This is a genomic window from Paenibacillus sp. LS-5 (assembly GCF_056121505.1).
This window is the reverse complement of record NZ_JBWAVA010000006.1, coordinates 55111-80814: the sequence shown is the minus strand read 5'-3', so window position 1 is coordinate 80814 and position 25704 is coordinate 55111. Positions and strand designations below refer to the sequence as shown.

The window sequence follows — 25704 nt, the reverse complement described above, 5'->3', positions numbered from 1 at the left end:
TTCATTCCTTTCAAAACCAAGATAGAAAGGTTCCCGATATGATCGAGAACCTTTCCGGTTCATTCCTTAACGGAATCGTACCATGCGTTTACTTCTTCAGTAATCTTGTCACCGCCGGAAGATTTCCATTTATCCACGAATTGGTCAAAGTCATCCACCGGCGACTCGCCATAGATGATCTTCATAAACGTCTCCATCTGCATTTTATTAAGCAGCTCGTTTCTGAAAGACATCGTTGTTGTCACAGGTCCAACATAATGCTGCTTCACACGGGAAGATTCTTCACTCATTCCGACAAGAATTGCTTCATTTGAAATTAATTGTAATGGATCTTTCTGATTTCTAATCACATTAGCAATCACAAACGGATGTTCTTCCTCTGTAATATCTTCGTTCTTTAATATTTTTAACGAAATTTCCGCCACTTTAGTACTATCTGTTGGCATGCCTCCAAACACATAATCGTTTGAATTGATCATCCCACCCGGGATATCAGTCTCTTCACTTACAATTTTGCCGTCCTTAACAACATATGAATATCCTTCCTGGAGCCCTTTCATGTCTTCAACCGGATTATCAGATACCGTAATGTCATATAGTGAATTCATATAATGAAAGAAGGCTTGCAGAGCTTCATCCGAAATCTCTTTATTAATCAAAAAACCACCGTATTGCGCAATAAAGGTATGTCTAGCCGGACCATCCGTCCCGTTAGGTAGCGGATAGGGTTTGTACTGTGCCGTCGGGTTGCTTGCGAACAAAAGAGAACCAGGATATTGGATGAAATAAACAGGTGAAGCTATAATGCCCACTTTATTAGAAGCTACTGCTGTAACAATTGAAGTCATATCATGCAAGGCAATATCTTTCGCGATATACCCTTTATCCTTCCACTCGTTCAGCTTTGTTAATCCCTGTTTGACACCGGGTTGAATGGAGCCATACTGAAGCTTACCATCATCTCCTGGGTACCATATTTCCGGCACGGCTCCGAACAGTCCGAAGATCCAGGATCCGTCGCCGAGAACATTACCGGTAACCTTATCCTTCATGGCAAAATCCAGCGCATACGTATCCTTTTGCCCATTTCCATCAGGATCCTGATTGGCAAACGCATCCATAACTTTTTCTAATTCCTCGATGTTAGTAGGCGCTTTCAAATTAAGTTTGTCCAGCCAGTCCTGACGGACCCATAAAACGTTGTTTCTCTCCCCGCGTTCTACAATTGGTGTAGGGATAACCATTTTTTTGCCATCCCGGATGACTGGTAACCACGCATCTTTCACTTCGGCTAGCGATTCTTTCCAGACCGTAGATGCATATTTTTCAAATACATCCTCCACAGCCATAAATTTACCCGAACTTAATAGAAGATCCATCGAAGCAGGATCGGTCGAATGGATGATATCCGGCACTTCGTCCCCAGAAGAAAGCATAAGCTTTAATTTGGTTGCGTAGCTTCCATCCGTTAAGTTGCCCGTCCACAATGTTTTTATTTTCACACCAAACTTGTTCTCGGCCCAGCGGGTGAACACATTATCCGTAACCGTTTCTCCGTCTCTATACTTCATCGACGGATTATCAATCATAATTGTGCTAAATGATGCTGCAGGTTCGATCTTGCCATCGACAATATTTAATGTCTTCGTTGTTTCTGAATTAGCCTTACTTGTCTCGTTCTCGCTGTTGTTAGACTTACTGCAGCCGACCAGAGCAGTTGTAAGCAATCCAATGGAGAGAATCGTTGCTATCCATTTCAATTTCATTTTTAGTAAACCCCCATAATTTATTTGACTACGCTTTCATTATAAGAATATGTTGACAGCTATAAAATAGCGGATAAACAACATCAATATCTCTATTTAAATCACGTAACTTTAAGCAGCTCAGAACACATTGTGAAATTGATTCAACACAGCATCCGTATACTCGATATGGGTTTCTGGCTGGCCGATCATTAACATAAATTCACGAAGCTTAACCCTTTTTATAGCTTTCTCCAAAACGCTTCCTGCGGGCATCCTCTCTGCTATAAATGCATTTAGCTCCTTAAATAAACTGTTCAGCTCCTGCTGTACCTTCTCCGGCTGCTGATAAAGATGACCGATAGTACAGTCCACGGACAACATCTTTTCCCAATCGCCATTGACTTTACCGGGACAAGCAGGAGCCGTTAATCCGTCCGGCTGCAGTTTGCCGAATACATCCTCCAACCAATCAATACTGTCCTGCACCCAGTTAGGAACACGGCTGCACATTTTCCCGGAATTGATATTGCCTTCCCCCATTGAAAATCCATGCGAACCGTAGGCGTATATATGGGATTCAAACATTATCCCTTTGGCGAGCAATGCCCTTTGAAAATCCACAGTCTCCTGAACAGGCACCATAGTGTCATCACGGGTTGCAAACAGGAAGAAGGGACATGTGTCATTGTCTACATCGTTCATCGGCGCGGGTATTCCTGACTGAGGCGTTTCTGCCATCTTCTCGGAAAGGGCTGCGTACCCAAGGATAGCCGCATTGGGACGCTGTTTCGCTGAGGTTGCCGCACAAGCGGCTAAATGACCACCGGCCGAAAATCCGAGTACCGCAATTCTGTCCTCCTGCACATGCCATTCATCTGCCTTACTCCGAATCACCCCCATGGCCTGCTCATAATCATCCATTGGATTCGGCCATGCTTTATGCTCTCCCGTTGAGTAGCGGAGAATGAATGCCTGAAATCCGGCCTTTAAATAAGGGAAAGCTACGACTTCCGACTCCCTGTCGGAACAGTAGCTGTAACCGCCTCCTGGTAAAATCAAAATAGCCGGACGCTTTTTCAGCTTGCCGAATTCGCCGCCTATGTTTTGAATCATGGCTGACAATTTCACATTTCGCGTTTCATTCAGAATTAATTCATGTATTTTCAATTTAGACATCTCCTTTTTTATAGTCATTCTTATTCTGGCGAAGAGATAGAGGAATTCATTTATATTTTCTGCTAAAATCTATTAGAGGCCAGGCGAGGAGAAAAAGAACCCATGAAAAGAGAATTTGAAATTATAGACCATCCAAGTATCAAATATTTGAATATCTTCTTGATCGATATGGATTATCGTACATCCCATTTGCATCGGGAATTGGAGATAAATCTCGTCCTGGAAGGAAAGTTATCTATTATTTCCAAACAGCAAGTGTATGAGCTGGATGCTGGTTCTGCCATATTATTAAATTCAAACCAGCCACATGAAATTCGGACAGGAAGTAAATCAACCATATTATGCCTGCAGATTTCCCCTAATTTTTGCAAAAGCTATTTTCGTAGAATTTCAAATCTGGTCTTTGATTCTGCAAGGTTAGAAGAGCATATTACCGGAGATTCTTACAGATATATAACGTCCCTGATTATTGAAATGGCTTACCAATATTTCACAAGACCTCAAGGCTTCGAGTTTTCTTGTATGAGCATGCTGAATCTGTTATTTGGCGTACTTTTAAACAAGCTTCCTTACCATGAAATCAGTGACGATGAAAAAAACAAAAATAAGCTTAAGGTTGAACGCTTGACCCGGATATTGAATTACGCCGATGAGCACTATACGCATAAAATCCGGCTCTCGGACATTGCAGAAATCGAAGGACTTTCGATGACGTATCTTTCACAATTCATCAAAGAACATTTAAATCAATCCTTCCAGGATTACATCAATAACCTTCGTTTCAATCATGCAAAAAAGCTTATATCGGAAGATATGAAGCTTCTTGATATCTGTTTGGAATGCGGGTTTTCTGATTACAGATATCTAAATAAAGCTTTTATGGATAATGTTGGATGCACGCCGGCGGAATACAAGAAAATAATCTCAAAAGAAAGCCGGGAAGTCAGGTTAAAAAGTCCGTTGCATACAGTCGAAAACTATTATTCCGAACAGGATACACTTGCTCTTTTGGGCAAGTTACGTCTTAATTATCTTTCCGTTCTGCAAAGCGCTCCAAATCCCTTATTCACTTAGTTATTTAAAAGGGCCTATCTCCATTTGTCATAGTGATAGGCCCTTTACCGTTTAAACTCTGTTGTAAGAACCGAATAGCTCCATCTTTTCCAACACTTTTTCTTTAATGGATTCGACCGTCGCCGGAATCAAATCGATCATTCCTTTGTTAAACGAGGTAAACTGTCTAAACATAGCTTCAACAGCAGCTGTATTAATGTCTGTAAAGATGTTTACCTTACTAATTCCTGAATGTATAGCTTGTTTGAAATCCGCATCGCTTAATCCGGAACCTCCATGGAGAACCAACGGAACCATAGTAGTTTTTGCAATTGTCTCAATTCTGTCAAAATCAAGCTTCGGCGGCCGTTTGTAAGCACCGTGTGCGGTTCCGACAGCAATTGCAAGAGCATCGATCCCGGTTTGATCCACAAAATCCTTTGCAACACCGGGATCCGTAAACAATGCCGAAGGATCTTCCATTTCATGATGATCTTCATAAGAACCCTCGTTGTCGCCTACATGGCCAAGTTCCCCTTCAATGCTCGCCCCGTATGAATGAGCCAATTTAGCCATTTCCTTCACTTTTTGAATATTTACATCATACGTTTCCAGTGAACAGTCATACATAATGGAAGTAAATCCAAGCTTCAACGCCTGGACACATGCTTCTTCGGTCATCCCGTGATCCAAATGGATAACAACCGGGACTTTGGCTTTCTTGGCCATCGGAATCAGATAGTACGCAGCTTCCTCCAGAGGGCAGTAGGAAAAGAAAACCTCTGCTGTTCCCATAATCACCGGGGAATTCGCTTTTTCAGCTGCAGCAATGATACCTCTTGCCATTTCCAGATTCACAGCATTAAACATACCGACGCCATACTTTCCTTTTCGCGCAGGCAGCAGAACCTCATTCATATTAACCAACATGTTTTTCAACCCCTTTTATCTCAGACTTTCTGTTTCTTCCAACCGCTGTTTATTTTCTGCTGCAGCTCTTCTATTGTCATTAGTCCGCTTAGCGGGTCAAATGCCGTTACACAGGAGGCGCCTGTCGCTGCAGCCAATTGAAGACTTTGTTTGAGTGAGTATCCGTGCAGCATTGCAAACAGGAAAGCAGCTATACTCGTATCCCCTGCCCCTGTTGCCGAAACCACCCGGTCCGGGATATAACTTTCTTCAAATCTCTCCAGCTCTGTCCAATTAGAGGCGCATAGATCCGGAATGGATAATTCGGTAAAAATATCTTGCCTTGCTGCGCGGTAATATAATCCCAGGGCTCCGCATTTCAGCAATAATACTTTGGCTCCCATATCCAGCAGCTTGTCCGCCAAAGGCTTGACATCCTCAGTTATGGACAAGATTTCGATGATATCTCTCCCTCCGGCCCGCTGTTGCCAATCCTGGTATCTCTCTCGGTCAACCATGAAGCAAACCTCTTCAATGCTGGGTACGAATATATCAACATAGGGAAGTACGTTACGCAGGATTGTATCCCAATCAGCAGTACCCGCTTGAGAATGGGGATCCACCGCTGCCATATCAAGAGAAGTCGTGACACCTAGCCTTTTTACCGCGCTGAACATCCGTATTAACTGTTCACCATTATTCTCATACATCTGCTCCATTAAAGGCGGATAACCGAAATGGAACAAATCCGCTTCCTTGATTGCCGCCATAGGCAAATCTTCAAAGGTAAACGTATCATTGGCACCTGGATGATGAAGAAAGACCCGATCCATTCCCGGTGGAGATAATACAATGGTATACGATGTATTTGTATCATTGCTTATAACCATATTTTCTGTATCCAAGTGGTTACCCAGAATATTTAGGATCAGTCTTCCAAATTCATCTTCTCCTACCTTGCCGATCAAACTGACATCAGCGCCAAAAAAGTTCAGAGCCAGTCCGGTATTCGCAACGACGCCGCCGGTGTGAACATCTGCATCCTGCATGTGCACCAGTTTTCCTGGCAATAGAAGTTCAGCCAGGTTCGAATTTGTATCCGTCTGAAATTTAGGGGTAATGTCCAGACAGATATGTCCGGCCACTACTATTTTTTTCTTGTTTCCTAACATGCCAGCACCTCCCGGGGAAAACATTACTTCTGATCGATTCCCATCAGCAGGTTCATCACATACATTTCCAATCCTTCAAAATCTCTGTTAGCCACACATTGCTCCTGATACTCATAATCGAACCGTTTCACCTTTTCTTCCAGCGCTTTTACGATATCCAGACTGTTAGCCAGATGCTTGTATCGGTCCTGGTCCTTCGTTGTTCTCATGGCTTTAACATCCAGGCCTACATATTCCCCGTTGGAACCATAATTGTTTTCAACGAGTACTTTAACCTGATTAAATGCCTGACGGAGGTTTTCTACTCCAAAGCTTTTGTCCTGATCGAATTTCAAGCCATTTTGGTCATTAAGATGAACGCCCCATAGCTTATCCATTGCCAGAGCAAATCCAATTTCATGGGATGGATCAAGACCTGCCAACGTTGCATGAGCCGATTCAAGCAATCCGCCCACCCGGGAAGGATCAATCGTGGCGGCCGACACCGCAAGAACGTGGCCCATCGTTCCGCAAATACTGCGGTCAATGGGTTCATTCGGCTTTGGCTCAATCAGTACTTTGATGCCCCCATCATATTGGAGCATTTTGTTAATCGCATCTACCAATTGCTTTGTTGCGGTAACCGGGCTTTTGCTCTCGGCACAAAGAGTTCCTTCTCTGGCAAGCCACAGTACAATTTTGTCACAGCCCAATTCATTGGCAATATCAATTGAACGATAGGATCTCCACAATGCAAACTCTCTATCTTCTTGAGAACTGGACATGAAGCCACCTTCCACTGTATGCGGATCCATCCACAATCTCGGTGCAACAAATTCGGCAACCAAATTGTATTTGTCCAGCAGCGATTTAACCTTTCTGGCTTCCACTTTAATTTCTTCCTCTGTCAGATCATTCAAATTCGGCACAGCATCATCATCATGAAACTGGATGGCACTGAACCCCATTTCGGCAAAGACTTTGATTTTTTCTTCAAAAGAGATTTCTGTCCGTGTTGCAGGTCCGTACGTATCTGCTCCATCATGAACATTCCAGGGGCCAACAGAAAATTTAAACATTGTCATTTCGTGCATCTCCTTATAAAAGACAAATTTATGAATACATCTTTAATGTAATTTATCTTCGGTTTCGAAACTTGCACTAGTTTTCGTTTTTTCACCTACAGTTTTGCTAATGCTTACGGATAGTTCGGCTGGATTAGAAGAATGGTTCGCCAGAGGGGTGCAGGAGTCGGCAGAAGAAATGACGATCCTATTGAAAAAACGTATTTGAACTGAAGCATCATCTGCATCGGGATATGAATTTGGTACTAAAAAAAGCCCACATAGGTGCGGGCTCTTAAGTGGATATTTTTTACCGGTGAACTCTGTTGATTTATTAAAGGATTTACTGATTATTTGTCCTGGCCCGCGATACATTGAACAATTTCATCGATAATTTCTTTGCATGTGTTCATCTGTTTGATCCCTCCGGCTGCAGGTGAGACGCTTATTGTACCATTAACCAAATCACCTTCCAGAATACCCTTCCTTATCCCTTCTTTATAGAAGGGTAGCGCTTCATCCATTTGACCTGTTTTCAATAGCCTGTATGCCATTTTCCCGGCTTCTGTTGGCAAAGTTCGTTCATATACACCTTCGAGTTCAAGAAAGTCTTCACTGTTTGCGCTTATAATCGCCTGCTTCGCGCTTATGCTCGCAGGATTCTCGCTGGCTGTCAAAAATCTCGTTCCCATGTACACGCCTTCCGCCCCCATGGCAAACACTGCTTTGGCACTTTTCCCATCGACAATACCTCCTGCTGCAATAACTGGAATTTGAACGAAGGATGTGATTTGTGATACTAGCGAAAGAGTACTTATATCGTAGTGGCTTAAATGCCCGCCTGCTTCTCTTCCTGTGACAATTATAGAATCAACCCCGATCCGTTCTGCCTCCCTTAAGCCTTGAACAGTAGGACTAAGCGGTCTATATAATATCGTAAAATCATGTTTTTTTAATTTTTCTACTTCTCGGGTATTCATTTCATAACCAATTGCAAGCACTGTCTTCACGTTTTCCTCAACAAGAACCTTGAATAAGGCCTCAGAAAAAGGTGAATGGGGTTCCTTTTCTAAGGGAAATATATAATTCACAGCAAACGGTTTATTGGTCAGCTCTCTGATCTTTCTGATCTCTATTCTGGTATTATGAGAGAACTCCTCAAGACTGGAAGCGGATTTCGTTTGTCCAGCATTTGGACCCAGGACTCCCATACCTCCTGCATTGGAAACAGCTGCAACAAATTCTGCAGAGGTAACCCAGTTCATAGCCGCAGATATGACGGGATAGTCGATTTTCAATAACTCCGAGATGCGATTCTTCATATATAAGCCTCTTTTCTATATAGACAAATTGAGTATGTTCCCTGCATCCACTATAATAATTCTTATTATTCGCTTTTAAAAGTAGGCAATAAAAGACGACAAAGTACCATTTTATGTACTATAAACAAGAGAGGACTTATTGATGTGACTAGAATTTGTAAAGATGGTTTTTACAATGAATTTAATGATGAATATCCTGTAATCTTTGGTATGGCTTATACACAGAATGTGCTATCGGGCCGCTGGAAATTTTTTATTCTCTGGTTCCTAAAAACAAAACCCCTTCGGTTTGGCGAACTTAAGGCATCACTCAATGATATAGCTCAGGGCGCATTGACCAAACAATTACGAGAGCTAGAACAAGACGGACTAATATTTAGAAATGTTTTTCCAGAGGTTCCACCCAGAGTCGAGTATTCACTTACAACAATGGGAACCGAATTCATTCCGATCCTGGAGTTGATGGGTGAATTCGGTAAAAAATACGGAGAAACCATTGACTAAAGGCAGATACGAGTTTTAATTAATGTGCTCGTTCTTAAAAAAACAATAAAACCAATCATTAAATCTCATAACGATCCATATTGAGCTGTCATGATAGCTCCAGTATAAGAAACTATGATGATTACATTATCCATATCCAGATGATAAATTGTAACTTCTAGATTCGTAATGCTTGTACGGCACAAGTACTCCGGGAGTTCGTGGTGAATCTTGCGGCATCCCGTGCACCGTAGTCTGATAATCACAAGGTGGCGCAGCTCACCTCCCCCACCCCGGACCTTCCGCTCCGGCTACCGATCACCGCTAGTTTTTCTGTGCAGCACGGGCAGGGCACCTCCTCCGGCGCGGCCTCTTCCAGGAGGTAACCAACGCCACGGAGATATCCTTTCCTTTGTTAGAATACGGTCATTATATCTGGCAACTTCCGGACAGGCAATCCCGCCAGCATCGCAGCGTTATGGTTCAGCAGAAACAATACGGATTCGAATGATAATAAAAAGAAGGAGTACAAAAAGCATAATCCCCGCAGTTAAGGAGATATTTTTGACATTCGGAACCCTAACGCTAAATTGTAAATGATTAGGCTCAAACAGATTGATATGCCACATCAGCGTTTTCCCCATAACCAATGCTGCATTATGATTTTGCAATTTAATCGGAGTAGTTAATAGCAAATCGAACTTCATTTGACTGTCTACAATTTTTTTTACTGACTCCGGAATTCCCGAAAGGTCGAAGTTTGTTTCAGCCCCGATCATTTGAATCAGGTCTAGGTCAACAGATATATCGTATCGGGTGAACAAAAAGTTAGTCCCTGCTGATTTCACGAATTCGATTTGCTCCTGTTCAGACTTTGAAGCACTGCTCATATTTTTAATATCTATTGCTTTTGAGAATAATAATTCTGAGCTACTGTTATTTTCGATGATTGCAGCATCGATATCCTTCTCTCTTAATATATCCTTCACTTTATTGAGGACATCAGATTGTCCTAAAATCTTCAGTGCTTCGTTGTTGATCGCAACACTTAAATCCAGGTTTGCTGTGCCATTTAAGTGAACCTTGACATGAGCATTTCCTTTTACACATGAGGACAGTATGATTGGTAGTATGAATAGGATTAACAACTTCCTTAGAGCAGGTATTCGTTTACAGGGCATGCTTCCCACTCCCCTTTCATTATTTCGAACCTCTTTTTGGAATCAACGGATTAAATTATTAATGCAACAAATGTATCTTTTTTTGTGCAGCAAATGTATCATTAGTTAATATCAGAATCAATACGCCAAAGGATAATGATACAGAAGGGATCAAATGTAACATGACCAATAACAATAAAAATGTAAAAAACACTTTTGTAAAGCATCAAATTACCAATGCACTGCTTGATATGTTGGAAACCAAAGAACTAAAATCCATCTCCATCAGTGATCTTACTACCCAGGCACATGTAAGCCGCGTTTCCTTTTACAGGAACTATAATGATAAAGAGGATATTCTAAAGGAATACGTCTATAAACTTATAGGTGATTGGCATGAGGAATATCAAGAGCGCATCAAGGCCTCTGAAGAAGATATGCTGGGAAGTATGTTTGATCACTTCAGTAAAAACAGAAAATTCTATCTGCTTCTAAGTCAAAGAAAATTGTTTTATCTTCTTAAAGACGTACTCAAAGAGCTCTTTGGACCGAGACAGGAATATCCAAACTTTGGTGCATATGTGGCAGCTTATTTTGCTTACGGACTCTTCGGTTGGATTGAAGAATGGTTTGCCAGGGGAATGCAGGAATCTGCAGAAGAAATGACCATTCTTTTGAAAAATCGTAATTTAGACGCTTCTACAAAATAAAAAAGCCGCTAAAAATAGCGACTACTCCATTTAATCATTTCATTCCATGCGATGATAGTAAGTCCGCCATCGTTTCTGCTGACTCCTGCATCCCTCTGACAATCCACTCTTCGATCCATCCGTATGTGCCGTATGCGATAAAAGCAGTTGTATATGCCCACATATTCTCGTACTCCTGCTTTGGGCCAAAGGTGTCTAGAAAAACGGTTAAAAATAAATGCATCAGCTTCCTCTTCTTCAAAAGCAGATAGAAGTCACTATTGTTCTTCATATGTTCGAATAGTGTGCCATACATCAGAGCGTTCGATGAACTGCCTGAGTTTTTATGAAACTCCGACCAGAAGTTTAGAAGAGAAGCTATATGCTTCTGAACAATCTCCTCTTTATCAGCAAAATTTCGATAAAATGAGTTTCTACTCACCTGTGCAGCCTTTGTTATCTCGCTGACTGAAATATCAGCAAGCTCCTTTTCCACTAACAGCCTCAGTGCGGCTTCTGAATTTTGTCAGCTACATAAGACGTATATGCGTCTTTTTCATTCATGTTACACCGGCCCCCGTTTTGTTCCATTTTCGCAAGTTACATTGACTTCATCCGCTAAGATTGGTACATTTGGTTCACTAAATGTTACATATGTTACACAAATTCTTCAAGTATTGCACGCTAAAGTAGAGAAACCAATCAAAAAATATTGATGTTGACAACATCGACATTATCGGATTTTCATAGGGTGGTACGGCCACCATTAGAGTTTTACCCTGTATGACGAAAGTCATTATTTCAAAACTGCATTACTGATTAATCCTTTATATCAGGATCAGAAAATAAACTTAACGTCAGAGGAGTAATAGAGATGAAGAAATTATTTAAAGTCTTAGGAATTATATTGGCTATTATCTTGGTAATCGCTTTAGTAGTTTATAAGTTTGTTTTGCAATATCCAAATTTGAAAAGTGATCCGGCAGTAGGCAAATGGTATCGTGTTACCAATAGTGAAATGAAATCATCGGACGGAAGCAAGTATCGTGCGTTCTTCAAAAAAGGCAGTGAAAACAAAGTACTTGTCTATTTTGCAGGCGGAGGGGTCAGTGTCAGCGAAGAGACCGCCAAAGAAGATATGTATAATAAAAAGGTTGTTGCCATCGATATGCTTGCAAATATAACAATGAATATGGGCGGTCTTGCTACAGCAGGTGATGCAAATCCGTTTAAAGATTGGACTGTTATTGCCTTCCCATATGCGACAGGAGATTTTCATACAGGAACGAATGAATTTAAATATGTTGATCAGAATGGTAAGGATCAAACACTTTATCATTACGGATACAGGAATTATAGTGCAGTAATGAACAAGGTTACTGAACTTGCCGATATCGATAACCCGGAGGCCGTAGTCGTTACAGGCTATAGCGCCGGCGGATTTGGGGCTGCTTTACTTGCTGATGATGTGTTTACCAATTACTACCCAAATACCGGTAGCAAAACAGTTCTGGTCGATTCCTCTCTGCTTCTGAATGATGACTGGCATAGCATTGCAACCGATGTGTGGAAAACGCCAACCCAAATATCTGATAGATTAACGACAAATAATATCACGCTGGATAGTTTAACTGCATTACATGAAAAGTTTGGTGATGATGTTCATATCCTCTTTGATTCATCCACCCGGGATGGAGACTTGGCAAAAGTACAAAACTATTTTGATACGGCAATTTTGGATGTTGATGAAAGTAAAGCTGACATCTACCAACAAATGTTGAAAGATGCTATTCCACAATTTAAAGAACAGGCAGGAGCAAATCTGTTCGTATGGGATGGACTGCCTTGGTATGACGATCCTCGAAATCTGACTATGCATACAATCATTGCGGGGCCGCATGTTTTCGCCAAAATGGAAAATCAAGATATGTCTATTGCCGATTGGTTAATAAATGCTGTTAAGGGCAACTTGCAAGATTATGGTCTTGATTTAGTGAACAAACAATACTAAAAACAATCGAGATTTCTTTGGAGACAATGCTGAACTTTCTTCTAATCCCAACTGGCAGGATGTTCAAATAAATCAATACTGCACAAATTGAGAATATTAGTGCATTTTTAGATCGGCAAGAGAAGACTTATCTAACAAGTCTACTCTTGCCGTTGCTGGATTCATCCGGGTGATGAAGGGAAGATCGGCTGCAAGCCGAGTGAATACCGGAGAATGCAGAAGAAATCATCAAATTCCTTTAACCGGCATATATAATCGGGATGAGCATGGGACAGTACCAGTTGTACAGACGTCTCTGCGATGCTTCCCGCAAAAATCCACCCGCCTCTATATGCTTAATCAATATACGGTCAACTTGCTTTCCCGGATACGTTTTTTGGTCCGGGGATCAACTAACAGTCCCGGTAATTCCTTAGGTGGAATTCCCTTTTCAACCCAATTCATTAAAGCCTTCATCCCGGTTGTCTTGGTCAACCCAGGGCCATGCGTATAGCAATTCCCATGCCCGTCGCCAGGATTAAAGAATAAGCGGAAGAACTTCCTTGTATCCTCCTTGCTTCCAATTTGCTGGATAACACGACTATAATAATCAAGTGTACCGTCCGGCGGGATTAACGGATCGTCTGTTCCGTGGTCCATCAGGAGCTTACCGCCTGCATTCCAAAAGGGGCTAAGGTTGGCATCATCTGTAGCCGCCTCCGGAAAGTCTGCGACGCTGCGGGCAAACAATACTACGTATTCAGATTTTGTTATCGCCGTGAAATCATTCTCCGGATCGCGCATTACCCATCGGGCATAAGCAATGGATAGCGGGAATACTTTTACTTTTAGAATACCGGATTCATCTCTTATATAATACAACGCTGTTACAGGGGTGCCCTCAGTATTCCAGAAATGGGACCCCGGCCGGAAGAAACACCATAATTGCTCGCCATCTGAAGTTTTAGGTCCCTCCCATATTTCTTTCATAACAATGGCATCCGTCTCCGTAATCGGCCCCTCTTCCGTCTCTTGGCCGACCAGTTCCAAAGGATTGAAGTCTAATCGTTCTGTAGTGCGGTAGTAGGGTTCACTTCCTCCGTATTTACCGTGGACAGCCAACCGGAATGCCTCCAGTTTCACAGGGGTGAGCTCATTTTGATAATCATTCATAACAGCCAGCGGCCATAAGCCACCAATTACAAACTTAGACCAGTTAATTGCCGGGCAGGAAGCCCAGATGCCATCATAATCTTCAGGATACTGCTGAGCTTCCTTCATCGCCTGCCGGCCTCCGCCTGAACTGCCGTGCATATACGAATATTCCGGCGCCCTACCGTGCAGAATTTCAGCTACAGCTTTGCCGATCACGGTCATCCAGTGTGTGCTGCGGCTTTCCCAATTTTGGATCAGCTCCCAGTCCAAGGTATGGCTCTCTTTGTCTAACCCCCAGTTAGCGTCACCCGCCTGATTTCCCCCGTTAGTCGTGGCAGCTGTAAATCCATTGCAGATTGCATTAGGTAAAGACATCCCCCGATTGGTGTTATCCGTCTGCACAATATGAAATAATCCCCCAGTTTGGTTTCCACCGCCTGCCGTTCCCATAAATCGGTCATTCCAGGCCAGTGGCGACCAGACCACAATATGCTCCGTATGATTTCCGGGGGTTTGGCGTTCAATCTGAATGTCACAATAAGCAGGCAGATTCTTAGATGTAAAAACAGCTGTGTATTGGGGTGGAAGCCCTTTACCGAGCGGATTCTCATAAACGCCTGTCTCGTTAATTTCCGCTGAGGTTACCTTGAGTTGTTCACCGGGAAAGCGCGCGCTCAATTGTTGTTCAATATAGTCCGTCCGGCAAAGCTGCTCGATGCCTTCTGTCTTTGTCCATTCGGATGAATTTATCCATATTGCAGATAAATACGTTTGGTCGCTTGATTCCGTCCAGAATCGGGCGGCACGTTCAATCCATCCGGCAACTGGTGTTGCCGAGCCTAGACCAAAGCCATGCCCGCCGCTATCCGGCATTTCCGCTTTATAAGCCACACCCACCCTGTCCAAGGCTTCGGTGAAGCATTCGGCGTTGTAGACGGGTACGGTATCATCGTCCTTACTGTGCACTATGTATACAGGAGGGTAATAGGTATCCACATGCCGATCTACATTGTATTTATTGATCATTTTATCCGTATATTGAGCCCCGAACATTCCCTGCATGAATATATGGCGGATCTCATCCGACACAGTGTGGGTCATATTCTCAGCTGTTATATAAGGGTATCCAAGTACCAGCAGCTCCGGAGCCGGAAGACCATACTTGCGGAATCCCGACGACTCTGTCCCCCAGTTGGCCGCAACATGTCCGCCTGCCGAGAAACCGCCTACGGCGTAGCTTTCCGGGTTAATACGGAAGGACGGGGCATGCTCTACGATGAAGTGGTAGGCGGCTGCCAGATCTTCCAGCGGTTTCGGTAGCAATCCGGTTTGTCCGGTCCGATAGTTCAGGCAGAAGGCAGTAATGCCAAGCTCATTGAGCTTCGCAGCAGCCGGAAAGGCCTCCTGCATGGAGCATACGCAATTGTAGGCACCGCCAGCGAGCAGAATGGCAAATCTCCCCTCTTGACTCCCCGGGAAATGTATCAAATGTACAGCCTGCTTATCCGGTTCCGCCTCGATCTCTTCCGGTGAGTACACCTGATAGAGAACAGGATTGTCACCTTCGGCAACCTCCGCCAGCCTGTTCAAACCAAACGCCATATCCTTGGCATACCAGGTAGGTGATTTTGCATTCAGTTCATTCAGGGTCAGCGAACCATTTTCATGAAAAAAACTTTCCGCATTTCCCATTAAATATGCTTTGGCTTCCTGCAGAGAATCCATTGTATAAATGGCCTCCAGTGTTGTCTCTTCCGTAATGCTCATTCGGGGACCTCCTTATAGATGAATAGAATTTACAGCTCATTCAAAGTATACGCCACTGCTTTAATCCTATTAAATCCTTAAGCAGGCAGCCATCGCTTTGCCGACTTTGTGGTATCGGTTAGCCGACTTCCCCGTAAAAAACACCATCAAATTTATATCCCAGACTTGTACCTGGATATAAACGGTTGATGGTGTTTTAAGAATTCTGTTACGTGTTTGACTTAACCTCCGGCGGATGCGGAAGTGTAACCGTAAATGTTGACCCCTTGTTCGGAATACTTTCTACGGCAATCTCACCACTACACAAATTGACAATCTGTTTTACCAGCGACAAACCTAGTCCATTTCCTTCATCCTGATGAGAACTGTCCCCCTGATAAAATTTGCTGAAGATATGCTGTATTACCTCCTTTGACATGCCAATACCGTTGTCTTTAATACTAAACTGGACTTTACTTTCACGGGTCGTTAGTCTGATTTCAATCTTCCCGTTGTTAGCGTTATATTTAATGGCGTTGTCGATTAAATTAATCCATAGATGTGAAATCAAGGATTCCGGCCCGTCAAAGACGATATCCTCCATTTCCACGTCAAGCTCGATGTTCTTATTCACCCATTTGTCTTCTAGCAATACAATGGCATGCCGGATCTGTTCGTCCAGCTTGAAGTGATTTTGAGTTAATGGGATATGCTGATTATCCAGCTTGGCAAGCATGAGAATGTTCTCAACCAGACCGGATAAGCGTCTTGTGTTAAAAATAATAATATCTTTATATTCCGTCCGTTCCTGTTCACTTAATCCATCATCCTGTAGAAGGGTGGTATAACCTTCTATGGCATTAAGCGGGGTTTTGAATTCATGCGATACATTTGAAATAAAGTCATTTCGGAAGGTTTCTGTGGCTCCCAACTCAACGATCATAATATTAAAATTTTTCGATAAATGGTCCAGTTCGTTTAAGTAGGTATTTACATCTGCTCGTACTGTAAAATCGCCCTGGGCAACCTCTTGTGCAGCTGCACTGAGTTTTTGAAGCGGGCTTATAATACTTCTATTGAAAATTAAAGCTATCAGACCTCCCGAACAAGCACAGTATACAATGATCTGAAGCGTCGGAGGGATATGTTCAAGTCTATCCACTTCAAATTTGGTTAAAATCAGCTGTATCAACTGAAATACTAACAGGGTAGTTATTATGGATAAAAAAACGGTGATGACAAAATAAAGCTTCATGGACCAGGTTAGCTTGGACTTCATTTTTGCTCCACCGCCTTATACCCTACCCCTCTAATTGTGACAATTGCAAAGTCGTTATTATCCCTGAACCGCTCCCTCAGTCTTCCGATATGGACCTCCACAGTATGGGGATCTGCATTAGAGTCAATGCCCCAGATATCATCCATAATTTGCTGGCGTGTGAAGATGTGGCCTGTATGAGAAACTAATTTATACAGCAGTTGAAACTCTTTCTGTGGAAGAGCAATGCTGCTATTCCCATGCGTGACTGTCATTGTGTTGTAATTCAGCTCTGTTCCACCAATCATCTGCTTTCTCGCACTGATCATTTGAGCCCGACGGAGCAGTGCTTGAACACGCAGCAGCATCTCATCTACATTCACAGGCTTCACCATATAATCATCAGTTCCCGACGAATACCCCTTTTTCATGTGGGCAAAAGAATCTGCTGCAGTGATCATTAGTACAGGGAGAACGTACCCCGCTTCACGCAAGGAAGCAACCAGCTCATAACCATCAAGATTAGGCATCATGATGTCTGAAATCATCAAATCAATGGTTTCCCTGTTAAGCACCTCAAGCGCCTGTTCTCCATCAGCCACTTCAACAGCGGTATATCCGTTCTTCAAAAGAACTCGCGTGAAGAGATGACGGAGTTCAGTATCATCTTCCACCACCAGAATCCGGAACACTGCAGGATCACCTCACCCTCACAAATTTACTCCTTGTAATCAACACGCTCACTTAAAAAATCAATAAAATTTTGTAGGTTCAGTTCTGCTTCTTTGTTGTCCAGCACATCGTACCCATGCACAAGTATACTATCCGTTGATCCCCAGTCAAAAATTAAGGAACGGTGATCCACTCCTAAATTATTCAGCTTATCTTCGAATTCATGCGCCTGGTTCGGGAAAGAAGCAATATAACCATCGGTGATATAAGCGGGCGGAAAATCCTTGGTCACATGAGCAATCACATTGGCCTGGTTGGATTTTTCACTATTTTCCAAGCTTCCAACGTCTAAGTATGCTCTTCCCAGCTGGTAATATACATAGTCGATAGGAAAAATTCCTGAATGTCCGGCTCTTGTCGGATCAAACAATGCAGAACCAAAGTAAACCGCCTTAATATCACCTCTGCTGATTACCGGCTCAATCCCCATTTCCTTGGCGTATTTGGGGTTTGTTTGAATATTAGTGAATTGACCGCTCATTTGAGCGCCTGCACTGCCTCCGCCAAGCACAATTTGATGCATATCCACACCATACTCTATACTGTGTTTCTGCAGGAATTGAATCAGCTCGCTCATTTGCAGCATTGGTGTAGGATACTTGTATTCAGGTGATAAAGCGTAATTATAAGAAATTACGTTAAATCCGGCATCCAGCATTTTATTAATCATTTTATTGAAACCTGTAAATTGTGCAACATTCGGATCTCCAGTGAACTTATCACCGTAAGCAAAACCACCGCCATGTGTATAAATAAATACCGGACGCTGTGAGGAGAAATCCTGCTCCGAACTGTAAATGTCAAAGAACCCATTCGGATACTTACTCTCATAGCTAACATCATTGGTGTAATAATAACCGTTCTCCCAGACTACAGTCTGGCTTACCGGTGCCTCAAAAAAATTTCCGGACCCATCCTTGCGCAAGCTTAATACATAATCTTCAGGGTTAACAGCTACTTTTATCAACCACAAACCTGCAAAGGTTCCTGCAAATATTACTGCTACTCGAAGAACGACGAAAATTTTCCGGATTAATCTCATATCTATCCAGCGCGGAAATACACGGACAACTCTTAGAATCAAATCAAATAAACCTAGCGCCAGAGCAAATGATTGAAACACAATCAAAAGACTATACATGTGTGTTATCAGCCATATTAAGCTCAGTATAAGACCGATAGATGCTGCATAGATTCGAGCTCGTTTTAGCCAAGTGGACATATTGTTATCCCTGAAGGCCAGGAATGTATATGCAGCTATCTCCATGGCCAATAGGAGCACCGTCATTGTATACACACTGACTAAATACAAGCTTGCTATACTGGTGAGCCAGATTAATACACTTAGTGTGTATATCGTTCTACGGCTGAAAAAAGCGGCCACCTTCATTTTCAAACTATCAAGGGATATAAGTATCGTGCCGATCTGTATTCGCCTCACTTTCCTCTTCTTAATTACATCGTAGCGCATGAAGCTCAACTTAACTTCAACAAATCTTTAATTTTATACCGAGATGCATAAAAAACCCCTGTATCATCCAAGGATGAACAAAGGTTTCATAAAATTTCTTAAGGATTACAACAAGTTTGTATATACCAAATCCTCGATTCTCTTGGAAACATAAGAGCCGGCTCCGCCGATATTTGAGCGGTTCAGCATTAATACAACCTCAACCTTATTTACAGGGTCAATCACCAGATGGGTCCCGAAATGTCCGCTCCAACCGTAAGAACCTTTTGTCAGCAAGGAGTTTGCACGTTCAGGTTCTTCCCTGACCAGCACGCCTAGTCCCCAGACAAGGCCCGGGGCAAATTCCAAGTGCTTATAGGCGCGTTCCCGATACAAGAATCTGATGGTCTCTGGTTTCAGAATTCTTATCCCGTTATATTCCCCTTCCTGCAAGAGCATCTGAGCAAAATGGTCGAAATCGATTGCCGTACTAAATAAACCACCGGCAGCTGAATCATAATTTGGGCCGCCTTTAATTAAATCATTTATATCCTCACCCGCCGGAGCCCTATCTATGATTCCGTTATCCGCCTTATACAATATGGCAAGACGCTCTTGCTGCAGTACGTTTAGACGAAAGGCTGTATCCTTCATCTCCAGGGGATCAAATATGTGTTCCTGCAGGAAGTCGGCGAAGTCCATTCCGCTGGCTACTTCAATGATTCTTCCCAGCGCATCAAATCCGACGATAACGGAATACCCAGTCTGTTCCCCCGGTTCAAAATCAGCCGGAAAATCTTTGAACTTATGAAAACGCGACTTTAAAGTATCTTCAGGACCGCTGAGTCCTTCGGATAGAAGCAAGCCCGCCACCCCCATACCGAGCCCGCTGGAGTGGGTCAGCAAGTCGCGGATCGTCACATTTCTTCGTGCAGGTTCAAGCGTAATGGCGGATAGATCTACACTAGCCGGATTATAGAGGCTTTCCAGCCCAAATTCGGTTTTACAGACCATCAGTTCACCCAGTTCCGGAATAAACTTTGCAGCCTCATCGTCCAGTTGAATTTTCCCCTGCTCAACAAGCATCAGTACAGCCAGAGCCGTAATCATCTTGGTCAAGGAAGCCATCCGGAAGATCGTGTTGAATTCTACGGGAATTCTGCGCTCTATATCAGCATATCCCCACTTGTTCTGATAGATAATCGTTTTGTTCTTGCGGACCATCAGGGTGGCACCGGCAATTTCGTTGTTGCGGATATATTCTTTCATTTGATGATCGATTAAATGATTACCGCCCATAATCAACCACTCCCTTCGGTTTCACCGTAAATTCATGCACTCCGCTGCCCAGATGCAGCTGTCCTTGCTCCCTGTCTATCACCGCTTCGGTATTATGCGGAATCTTAAGCCTGTACCGGATATCCTCTCCCTCTTTGATCCAGTTAACATAAAGTTCCCCATAGATCGTTTCGAGCGTGGTCTCTGCATATTCCAGCCCTTCAGTAGCTTCAGGCCGTATTAGGATTTTCTTGTATCCCGGCTCCAAGCTGCTTATTCCCCCTATCTTTTTATAGAGGAAGTCGCTGACACACCCAAACGCGTAATGATTGAAACTGGTCCCTTTCACACATCCGTCTTGGTCTATACCTTCCCACTCTTCCCAGATAGTTGTTGCTCCACGCTTGACTTGATACAACCAGGAAGGAGGAGAGTCATTGTAAAGTACGCGGTAGGCCGTTTCCTTGAGACCGCAGGCCCATAAAGTTTCCAACAGGAAGGGAGTAGACAGAAATCCGGTCTGCAAATGATAATCCTGCTCCACGACCAGTTCGTTCAGCCGCTTGGCAAAGGCCTCCTTCAGTTCGCCTTCAACCATGCCAAAGGCAATGGCCATAACATAAGCCCCCTGCCATTCGCAGCCCGCCAATTTTCCGTCAGACACGTATTCCTCATGAAACGCCTGATGAATACAGCCGCTTAATGTTTTGTAGTACTCGTACTTATCCGCTCTGCCAAGCTCTTGTGAAATCTGCATCATTGTTCTTACAGCTCTATAGTAAAAAAGCGATGCGGTTATTTCTTTTGTCATAGCCACTCCTGTAAAGGCTTCGATCCCCGGCACAAGCCAGTCGCCCCAGTGATGGCCAGTGTTCCACAAATACTTGTGACGGTGCCGATTCTCGAAATCCATATAATACTGCTCGGGCATCGTTTCCCGAGCACATTCCTCCGCATAATCCATCCATTTTAGCATAGCAGCGTAATTCTCTTCGAGAAAACGGATATCGCCATAAGCCTGGTACATGTCCCACGGCAAGAACACGATCATATCTCCCCAACCAGCCGAAGTCCATCCAGGATTGGGCTCGATCTCACTATAGGCTTTATTGTACGGGACAACAATCGGGATCTGCCCTCTTTCAAGCTGTTCCAAACGGCATTGCTCCAGCCAACGGGCAAAGAACCCGCCGACATCCATATTCAGAGCTGCAGCTTTGCCGAAGATCTGGGCATCACCGGTGAATCCGGCCCGTTCTCGTTGTGGACAGTCTGTGGGAATAGAGAGCATGTTCCCTTTCTGGCTCCAGAGAATATTCTTCATCAGTTGGTTCAGGTCCGGATTGGAGCAAGTAAAACTTCCAGTTACAGGCATACCTGTCCCGATGACAACGGCCTGGCACTCTCCCGGCTGAAGCTCGTAATCCAGGCCCGTGATGCGCAAATAGCGGAAGCCCTGAAAGGTAAACTGCGGCTCATAAGTAATCGTTCCGGCTTCAGCAAACCTGATGACATTGTTCTGGTCATGGAAAGGAAATGTCGGCATTACGTCATAAAAGATACCGGCATGATCAAGTGCTTCGCTATGCTCGATGGTTACAACGCTTTCCGGATTCCCCCTAAGAACAATCCGCTCTCTTCCTGCAATCACCTGTCCGAAATCGACGATCAGGCTTCCTTCTGCATCCCGAAAAACCTTGGTGGCAGGAAGCACCTCCGTCTCCACAATCAGCTCACCCTTTTGCGGCATCAAGACCGAAAGGCAATAGTCTCTCTCTACAGTTCCATAAATTTGTCCTTGTCTGGTATGAAGGTCATATACCTCACCCATTAACAGGTCTGCATACTGCAGCGGGCCGGAGAATGCCTGAAAGCTGCTGTCGCTGACAATGGTTTCCACGGTCCCATCTAGATATTCAATCTCAGCTTGCATCAGCAGGGACGGTCGCTCTCCATACAGATGATTATTCCCCGGTATTCCCTGTGCATGACCGGCATACCATCCGTCAGCCAGAATAACATCCAGCCGATTGATCCCTATCTGTACATCCTCTGTAATATCAAATGTCTGATAATAAATACATTTGTCATATGCTGTGAAATCCGGCGCAAAGGCACAGGGACCCGTTTTACGTCCATTGAGGCTCAATTCATAGAAGCCACGGGCGGTAATGTACAGCCGTGCCCTCCGGATACCTGCTTGGAGTGTAAACTCTTTGCGGAGGTACGGAGGCTTTCGTAATCCTTGATCTCTTGCATTTAGACTGGCTTTATCCCTGTACGGCTGATCCTTCCAGTATCTTTTGCATTGCTCATCCGCCATGTGATAGAAGTCTTCGTCAGCCTCAATCCATTTGGCCTTCCACGAGCGCTCATCCCTGAACCCCGTTTCGAAGCTGGAAACTGCGCTCCATGGAAGCCACAGGCCTCGTTCCTGCCCACTATCCACACGGACCTGTACACGCCAATAATAGACGGTCTTCTCCTGAATCTCATTCAGGAGAAGCGGAACCGCGTAGGAAGCAGCACTTTGCTCTTCCCGATTCAAGAGAAGCTGTCCACCTTCGAAGTCGGAGGTTTTCCGCGCCACTTGAATTCTGTAGACTGTTTGTCTTACATTCGTCATGTTTCCGCTCAGCTTCCAGCTTACATAGGGAGAGGCACATGGAATCCCGATGGGGTTATATAAATTCTCACAGCGTAAGTCCATAACTTGCAATGTATAGCTGTCGTCTCTCATCATCCCGGTTCCTTTCGGTGGATCATGGAATTTGCAAATATACTTTCAACAGATTAAGGGTGCAGAATTGAAGATCTGCCAAGTTAAGAACATCATCCCCTGTTGTTTCTTCTGTATGGATTGCCGTGACAATATCGTCAATATTTTGTTGTGATCCGGGCATCTGTAAATCATTTCCTGCTTTGATGCAGAGCACACTGGATGAAATCGGGTACTTATGGATCTCACCTGTTAAATCAATGGAGGTGTACCAGTCACTCATAACCAATCCCCTGAAGCCCCATTCATCCCTGGCGACAGCTTGAATCAGTTCTGCATGATTTGCCGTATGTGTCCCGTTGAGCAGATTATAGGAGGTCATGATGGCTAGTGGCCCAGATTCCTTCACGGCAATCTCGAAACCCCGTAAATAGATTTCCCGAAGAGTCCTTTCGTTGACATGCACGTTGGTGAACATACGATTATCCTCATGATTATTGGCTGCGTAATGTTTAAGGGTGGTTCCGCGTCCAGGATAAACTTGAACCCCACTGGTTACGGCGGCCGCACACTTCCCCGTAAGCAGCGGATCTTCGGAATAGTATTCAAAGTTCCTTCCGCACAGCGGGTTCCGGTGGATATTCATGCCCGGCGCCAGCCACAGATGAACATGGAACTCCTCCATTTCCTTGCCGACGATTCCTCCGACAGTCTTCAGTACCTCCATGTCCCATGACTGCGCAAGCGTAGTAGCAATCGGAACGGCAGTGCAGTATTGATAATAATCTACGGTCCCTTCCGGTGCTTCCACAGACAGCGGATTCACCTGATCGCCGAACGTTTCTCCGCCGGCTAACAACTCGCCTTCCAGTGTAGTCCGGAAATGTGGTGTTAGACGCAGTCCTGCCGGTCCGTCAGCCAGCACCATACTCTTAATGCCTCTGTCTTCGAGTGCAGCCGATTCGCCGCCCGCTCCAGGCACACGCTGTGCCGCATTTCCGACAACCGCCGCCTGGCCTCTTGATGTTCCAACACAAAGCCCGGCCATTTCCTGAACGGTTAGCTGTGCTACCAGCTCTTCCAGTGTATATTTTTGATTTTTCACATCTTTAATCGTAATTTTCACACCGGGGTGTAGGTCCCGTAATAAAGGTCTCTGGCTTTTATAGCTGGCAGTTTCACAACGGATTTGTCCGGAGTCCAGAATAATGACTTTGGCCTGTTTTTTTTCGGCTGCCTCAGAAGCATAGGAGTATGGCTCAGCATTTACGAGCTCCATTTCCTTCAGTTCTTCGTTGTCCCGGAACAGGTTGTTCAGTTGAACGGTCTTTACCTTGTCCGGCAATGAGACTGCGGCTTCAACCTTGGTATTTCTGGAGTGGTTTCCTACCCGCACATAATAATTGCCAGCTTCGAGCACCCATGCCGCTTCCTGTTCACTGTACGACGCCATAGCACGTACCGGAAAAGAAAGGTGTAGCACCTCCTTTTCACCTGGAGCCAGCAGCCTGGTCTTGGCAAATGCGGCTAATTCCTGGTACGGCTTCCCCAAAACACCCGCAGGTGCAGAGGTATATACCTGGACAACCTCCCGACCCCGGTGATGTTTGCCGTTGTTCTCTACTTCGACGGTAACCGTGATAGTCTCCCCTTCAGCTGCAACATCCAAAGTCCGAATTGTGAAATCAGTGTATGATTTTCCGTAGCCAAAGCAATAATTCGGCGCAATATTCAATGTATCAAAGTAACGGTATCCAACATAAATTCCTTCCTTATAATACTCGTCGTCTACATTTCCGTTCATATGACTGAAGCTATCCGCGGACGGATAATCCCAGTAGCTTGCGGCCCAAGTATCCGTGAGCTTGCCGGATGGGACAGTCTTTCCGAGCAAAGCATCCGTTACTGCATAACCAGCGACATTCCCAGACTGACCTACCAGTACAATAGCGTTAATGTCCTGAATTTCTTTCAGCTCGGAGGTATCGATGACCCCGCCAATGTTCAGTACAACAATGCACTTCGCATAAGAATCGGCAAGGAAACGGATCGCCGCCAATTCCTCTTCAGAGAGTAGATAGTCGCCTTCATCATAGGTCCTGTCCTTGCCTTCACCCGAATTTCTGGCCAATACATAGATTGCCGTATCCGTGTCTGAACCTTGATAGTCCGCATTTGTTATGGCTTGGACATGCGGTTCCTTAAAGGGATTTCCTAAGTAATATAGAACGCTTGCGCCTTCTCCGCGTTCTCTTTTTACGGCCTCCAGCTTTTCGGAGTAAGCCTTCTTGGCGTTCTCGACCCGCCGCTGGTATTCATCCAGCCATGGCTTAGTGGTTACCGCAATGCCTGCCGCCTCCAAGCCTTGCTCAATATTAATGACATTCCGGGAATTTACATCCCCCGATCCGGTGCCTCCTTTGACGGTATGTCTGGCTCCGTTTCCGTAAAGGGCGATCTTAGCGGGAGGATTTTGCAGTGGCAAGGTCCCGTCATTCTCCAGCACAACCATACATTCTGCGGCAAGCTTGCGAACAGTGTCCATATGCCGCAGTTCTCTCTCACTGATTTCTGCTGATGTAGCTGCATAGAATTTAGCCATTTAATTTCTCCTGTTCAAT

At 44.3% G+C, this 25704-nt stretch carries 19 protein-coding genes and 1 pseudogene; 4 read left to right on the top strand and 16 right to left on the bottom strand.

Annotated elements, in window-relative coordinates; translation table 11 throughout:
* Positions 1 to 59 precede the first annotated feature (59 nt).
* Both AC0MA3_RS11710 and AC0MA3_RS11705 read right to left on the bottom strand, forming a co-directional pair.
* Entirely contained in the window at positions 60 to 1766 is a 1707-nt protein-coding gene (locus AC0MA3_RS11710) for a type 2 periplasmic-binding domain-containing protein (protein ID WP_474656307.1), read from the bottom strand.
* A gap of 120 nt (positions 1767 to 1886) precedes the next feature.
* On the bottom strand, positions 1887 to 2915 hold the full coding sequence (locus tag AC0MA3_RS11705) for an alpha/beta hydrolase (RefSeq protein WP_474656306.1): 1029 nt from the start codon (positions 2913 to 2915) through the stop codon (positions 1887 to 1889).
* A gap of 111 nt (positions 2916 to 3026) precedes the next feature.
* On the opposite strand from AC0MA3_RS11705, the gene AC0MA3_RS11700 reads away from it, so the two are divergent.
* Positions 3027 to 3998, top strand: coding sequence for a helix-turn-helix domain-containing protein (locus tag AC0MA3_RS11700; RefSeq protein ID WP_474656305.1), 972 nt, complete (start codon positions 3027 to 3029; stop codon positions 3996 to 3998).
* 51 nt (positions 3999 to 4049) lie between these two features.
* Here AC0MA3_RS11700 and AC0MA3_RS11695 read toward each other — a convergent pair whose 3' ends face one another.
* From AC0MA3_RS11695 to AC0MA3_RS11680, 4 genes are all read right to left on the bottom strand, one after another.
* Complete coding sequence (locus AC0MA3_RS11695) at positions 4050 to 4907, bottom strand: class II fructose-bisphosphate aldolase (RefSeq protein ID WP_474656304.1); 858 nt, start codon at positions 4905 to 4907, stop codon at positions 4050 to 4052.
* A gap of 20 nt (positions 4908 to 4927) precedes the next feature.
* Positions 4928 to 6058, bottom strand: a complete 1131-nt coding sequence (locus AC0MA3_RS11690; protein WP_474656303.1) for a carbohydrate kinase family protein — start codon at positions 6056 to 6058, stop codon at positions 4928 to 4930.
* Between the two features lie 23 nt (positions 6059 to 6081).
* On the bottom strand, positions 6082 to 7122 hold the full coding sequence (locus AC0MA3_RS11685; RefSeq protein ID WP_474656302.1) for a TIM barrel protein: 1041 nt from the start codon (positions 7120 to 7122) through the stop codon (positions 6082 to 6084).
* 329 nt (positions 7123 to 7451) lie between these two features.
* Positions 7452 to 8423, bottom strand: coding sequence for an NAD(P)H-dependent flavin oxidoreductase (locus AC0MA3_RS11680; RefSeq protein WP_474656301.1), 972 nt, complete (start codon positions 8421 to 8423; stop codon positions 7452 to 7454).
* A 144-nt stretch (positions 8424 to 8567) separates the two neighbouring features.
* Here AC0MA3_RS11680 and AC0MA3_RS11675 point away from each other — a divergent pair, with 144 nt between their 5' ends.
* Positions 8568 to 8927: a winged helix-turn-helix transcriptional regulator gene (locus AC0MA3_RS11675; protein ID WP_474656300.1), complete on the top strand. Its 360-nt coding sequence runs from the start codon at positions 8568 to 8570 to the stop codon at positions 8925 to 8927.
* Positions 8928 to 8992: 65 nt separating this feature from the next.
* On the opposite strand, the pseudogene AC0MA3_RS11670 reads toward AC0MA3_RS11675, so the two are convergent.
* Together AC0MA3_RS11670 and AC0MA3_RS11665 are read right to left on the bottom strand one after the other, a co-directional pair.
* Positions 8993 to 9202 (bottom strand): annotated as a pseudogene (locus AC0MA3_RS11670) (DUF6431 domain-containing protein); the annotation flags it as partial.
* Positions 9203 to 9382: 180 nt separating this feature from the next.
* Positions 9383 to 10087, bottom strand: a complete 705-nt coding sequence (locus tag AC0MA3_RS11665) for a DUF3153 domain-containing protein (protein ID WP_474656299.1) — start codon at positions 10085 to 10087, stop codon at positions 9383 to 9385.
* A gap of 161 nt (positions 10088 to 10248) precedes the next feature.
* Between AC0MA3_RS11665 and AC0MA3_RS11660 the strand changes: the two genes are divergently transcribed.
* On the top strand, positions 10249 to 10776 hold the full coding sequence (locus AC0MA3_RS11660; protein ID WP_474656298.1) for a TetR/AcrR family transcriptional regulator: 528 nt from the start codon (positions 10249 to 10251) through the stop codon (positions 10774 to 10776).
* Positions 10777 to 10810: 34 nt separating this feature from the next.
* On the opposite strand, the gene AC0MA3_RS11655 is transcribed toward AC0MA3_RS11660, so the two are convergent.
* Positions 10811 to 11263 (bottom strand): TetR/AcrR family transcriptional regulator, encoded by a 453-nt coding sequence (locus AC0MA3_RS11655; protein ID WP_474656457.1) that lies wholly within the window; start codon positions 11261 to 11263, stop codon positions 10811 to 10813.
* Positions 11264 to 11629: 366 nt separating this feature from the next.
* Between AC0MA3_RS11655 and AC0MA3_RS11650 the strand changes: the two genes are divergently transcribed.
* Complete coding sequence (locus AC0MA3_RS11650) at positions 11630 to 12766, top strand: pectin acetylesterase-family hydrolase (protein ID WP_474656297.1); 1137 nt, start codon at positions 11630 to 11632, stop codon at positions 12764 to 12766.
* 339 nt (positions 12767 to 13105) lie between these two features.
* On the opposite strand, the gene AC0MA3_RS11645 is transcribed toward AC0MA3_RS11650, so the two are convergent.
* The 7 genes from AC0MA3_RS11645 to AC0MA3_RS11615 all read right to left on the bottom strand — a co-directional run bounded on the left by AC0MA3_RS11645 (position 13106) and on the right by AC0MA3_RS11615 (position 25685).
* Complete coding sequence (locus AC0MA3_RS11645) at positions 13106 to 15667, bottom strand: alpha/beta hydrolase (protein ID WP_474656296.1); 2562 nt, start codon at positions 15665 to 15667, stop codon at positions 13106 to 13108.
* A 208-nt stretch (positions 15668 to 15875) separates the two neighbouring features.
* Positions 15876 to 16925 carry a HAMP domain-containing sensor histidine kinase gene (locus AC0MA3_RS11640; protein WP_474656295.1) on the bottom strand — a complete coding sequence of 350 codons (1050 nt, stop codon included), beginning with the start codon at positions 16923 to 16925 and terminating at the stop codon, positions 15876 to 15878.
* Complete coding sequence (locus tag AC0MA3_RS11635; protein WP_474656294.1) at positions 16922 to 17596, bottom strand: response regulator transcription factor; 675 nt, start codon at positions 17594 to 17596, stop codon at positions 16922 to 16924. The genes AC0MA3_RS11640 and AC0MA3_RS11635 overlap by 4 nt, the downstream gene beginning before the upstream one ends.
* Before the next feature lie 26 nt (positions 17597 to 17622).
* Positions 17623 to 18903, bottom strand: coding sequence for an alpha/beta hydrolase (locus AC0MA3_RS11630; RefSeq protein WP_474656293.1), 1281 nt, complete (start codon positions 18901 to 18903; stop codon positions 17623 to 17625).
* Positions 18904 to 19212: 309 nt separating this feature from the next.
* Positions 19213 to 20385, bottom strand: a complete 1173-nt coding sequence (locus AC0MA3_RS11625; RefSeq protein ID WP_474656292.1) for a serine hydrolase domain-containing protein — start codon at positions 20383 to 20385, stop codon at positions 19213 to 19215.
* Positions 20375 to 23074 (bottom strand): family 78 glycoside hydrolase catalytic domain, encoded by a 2700-nt coding sequence (locus tag AC0MA3_RS11620; RefSeq protein WP_474656456.1) that lies wholly within the window; start codon positions 23072 to 23074, stop codon positions 20375 to 20377. The genes AC0MA3_RS11625 and AC0MA3_RS11620 overlap by 11 nt, the downstream gene beginning before the upstream one ends.
* Before the next feature lie 52 nt (positions 23075 to 23126).
* Positions 23127 to 25685 (bottom strand): glycoside hydrolase family 3 protein, encoded by a 2559-nt coding sequence (locus AC0MA3_RS11615; protein ID WP_474656291.1) that lies wholly within the window; start codon positions 25683 to 25685, stop codon positions 23127 to 23129.
* Positions 25686 to 25704 lie beyond the last annotated feature (19 nt).

Excerpts from the sequence above, each read along its gene's own strand:
- AC0MA3_RS11710 (WP_474656307.1), bottom strand. The coding sequence starts at position 1,766 with ATGAAATTGAAATGGATAGCAACGATTCTCTCCATTGGATTGCTTACA.
- AC0MA3_RS11700 (WP_474656305.1), top strand. The coding sequence starts at position 3,027 with ATGAAAAGAGAATTTGAAATTATAGACCATCCAAGTATCAAATATTTG.
- AC0MA3_RS11695 (WP_474656304.1), bottom strand. The coding sequence starts at position 4,907 with ATGTTGGTTAATATGAATGAGGTTCTGCTGCCTGCGCGAAAAGGAAAG.
- AC0MA3_RS11690 (WP_474656303.1), bottom strand. The coding sequence starts at position 6,058 with ATGTTAGGAAACAAGAAAAAAATAGTAGTGGCCGGACATATCTGTCTG.
- AC0MA3_RS11685 (WP_474656302.1), bottom strand. The coding sequence starts at position 7,122 with ATGACAATGTTTAAATTTTCTGTTGGCCCCTGGAATGTTCATGATGGA.
- AC0MA3_RS11680 (WP_474656301.1), bottom strand. The coding sequence starts at position 8,423 with ATGAAGAATCGCATCTCGGAGTTATTGAAAATCGACTATCCCGTCATA.
- AC0MA3_RS11665 (WP_474656299.1), bottom strand. The coding sequence starts at position 10,087 with ATGCCCTGTAAACGAATACCTGCTCTAAGGAAGTTGTTAATCCTATTC.
- AC0MA3_RS11660 (WP_474656298.1), top strand. The coding sequence starts at position 10,249 with ATGACCAATAACAATAAAAATGTAAAAAACACTTTTGTAAAGCATCAA.
- AC0MA3_RS11650 (WP_474656297.1), top strand. The coding sequence starts at position 11,630 with ATGAAGAAATTATTTAAAGTCTTAGGAATTATATTGGCTATTATCTTG.
- AC0MA3_RS11645 (WP_474656296.1), bottom strand. The coding sequence starts at position 15,667 with ATGAGCATTACGGAAGAGACAACACTGGAGGCCATTTATACAATGGAT.
- AC0MA3_RS11640 (WP_474656295.1), bottom strand. The coding sequence starts at position 16,925 with ATGAAGTCCAAGCTAACCTGGTCCATGAAGCTTTATTTTGTCATCACC.
- AC0MA3_RS11630 (WP_474656293.1), bottom strand. The coding sequence starts at position 18,903 with ATGGAGATAGCTGCATATACATTCCTGGCCTTCAGGGATAACAATATG.
- AC0MA3_RS11625 (WP_474656292.1), bottom strand. The coding sequence starts at position 20,385 with ATGGGCGGTAATCATTTAATCGATCATCAAATGAAAGAATATATCCGC.
- AC0MA3_RS11620 (WP_474656456.1), bottom strand. The coding sequence starts at position 23,074 with ATGGACTTACGCTGTGAGAATTTATATAACCCCATCGGGATTCCATGT.
- AC0MA3_RS11615 (WP_474656291.1), bottom strand. The coding sequence starts at position 25,685 with ATGGCTAAATTCTATGCAGCTACATCAGCAGAAATCAGTGAGAGAGAA.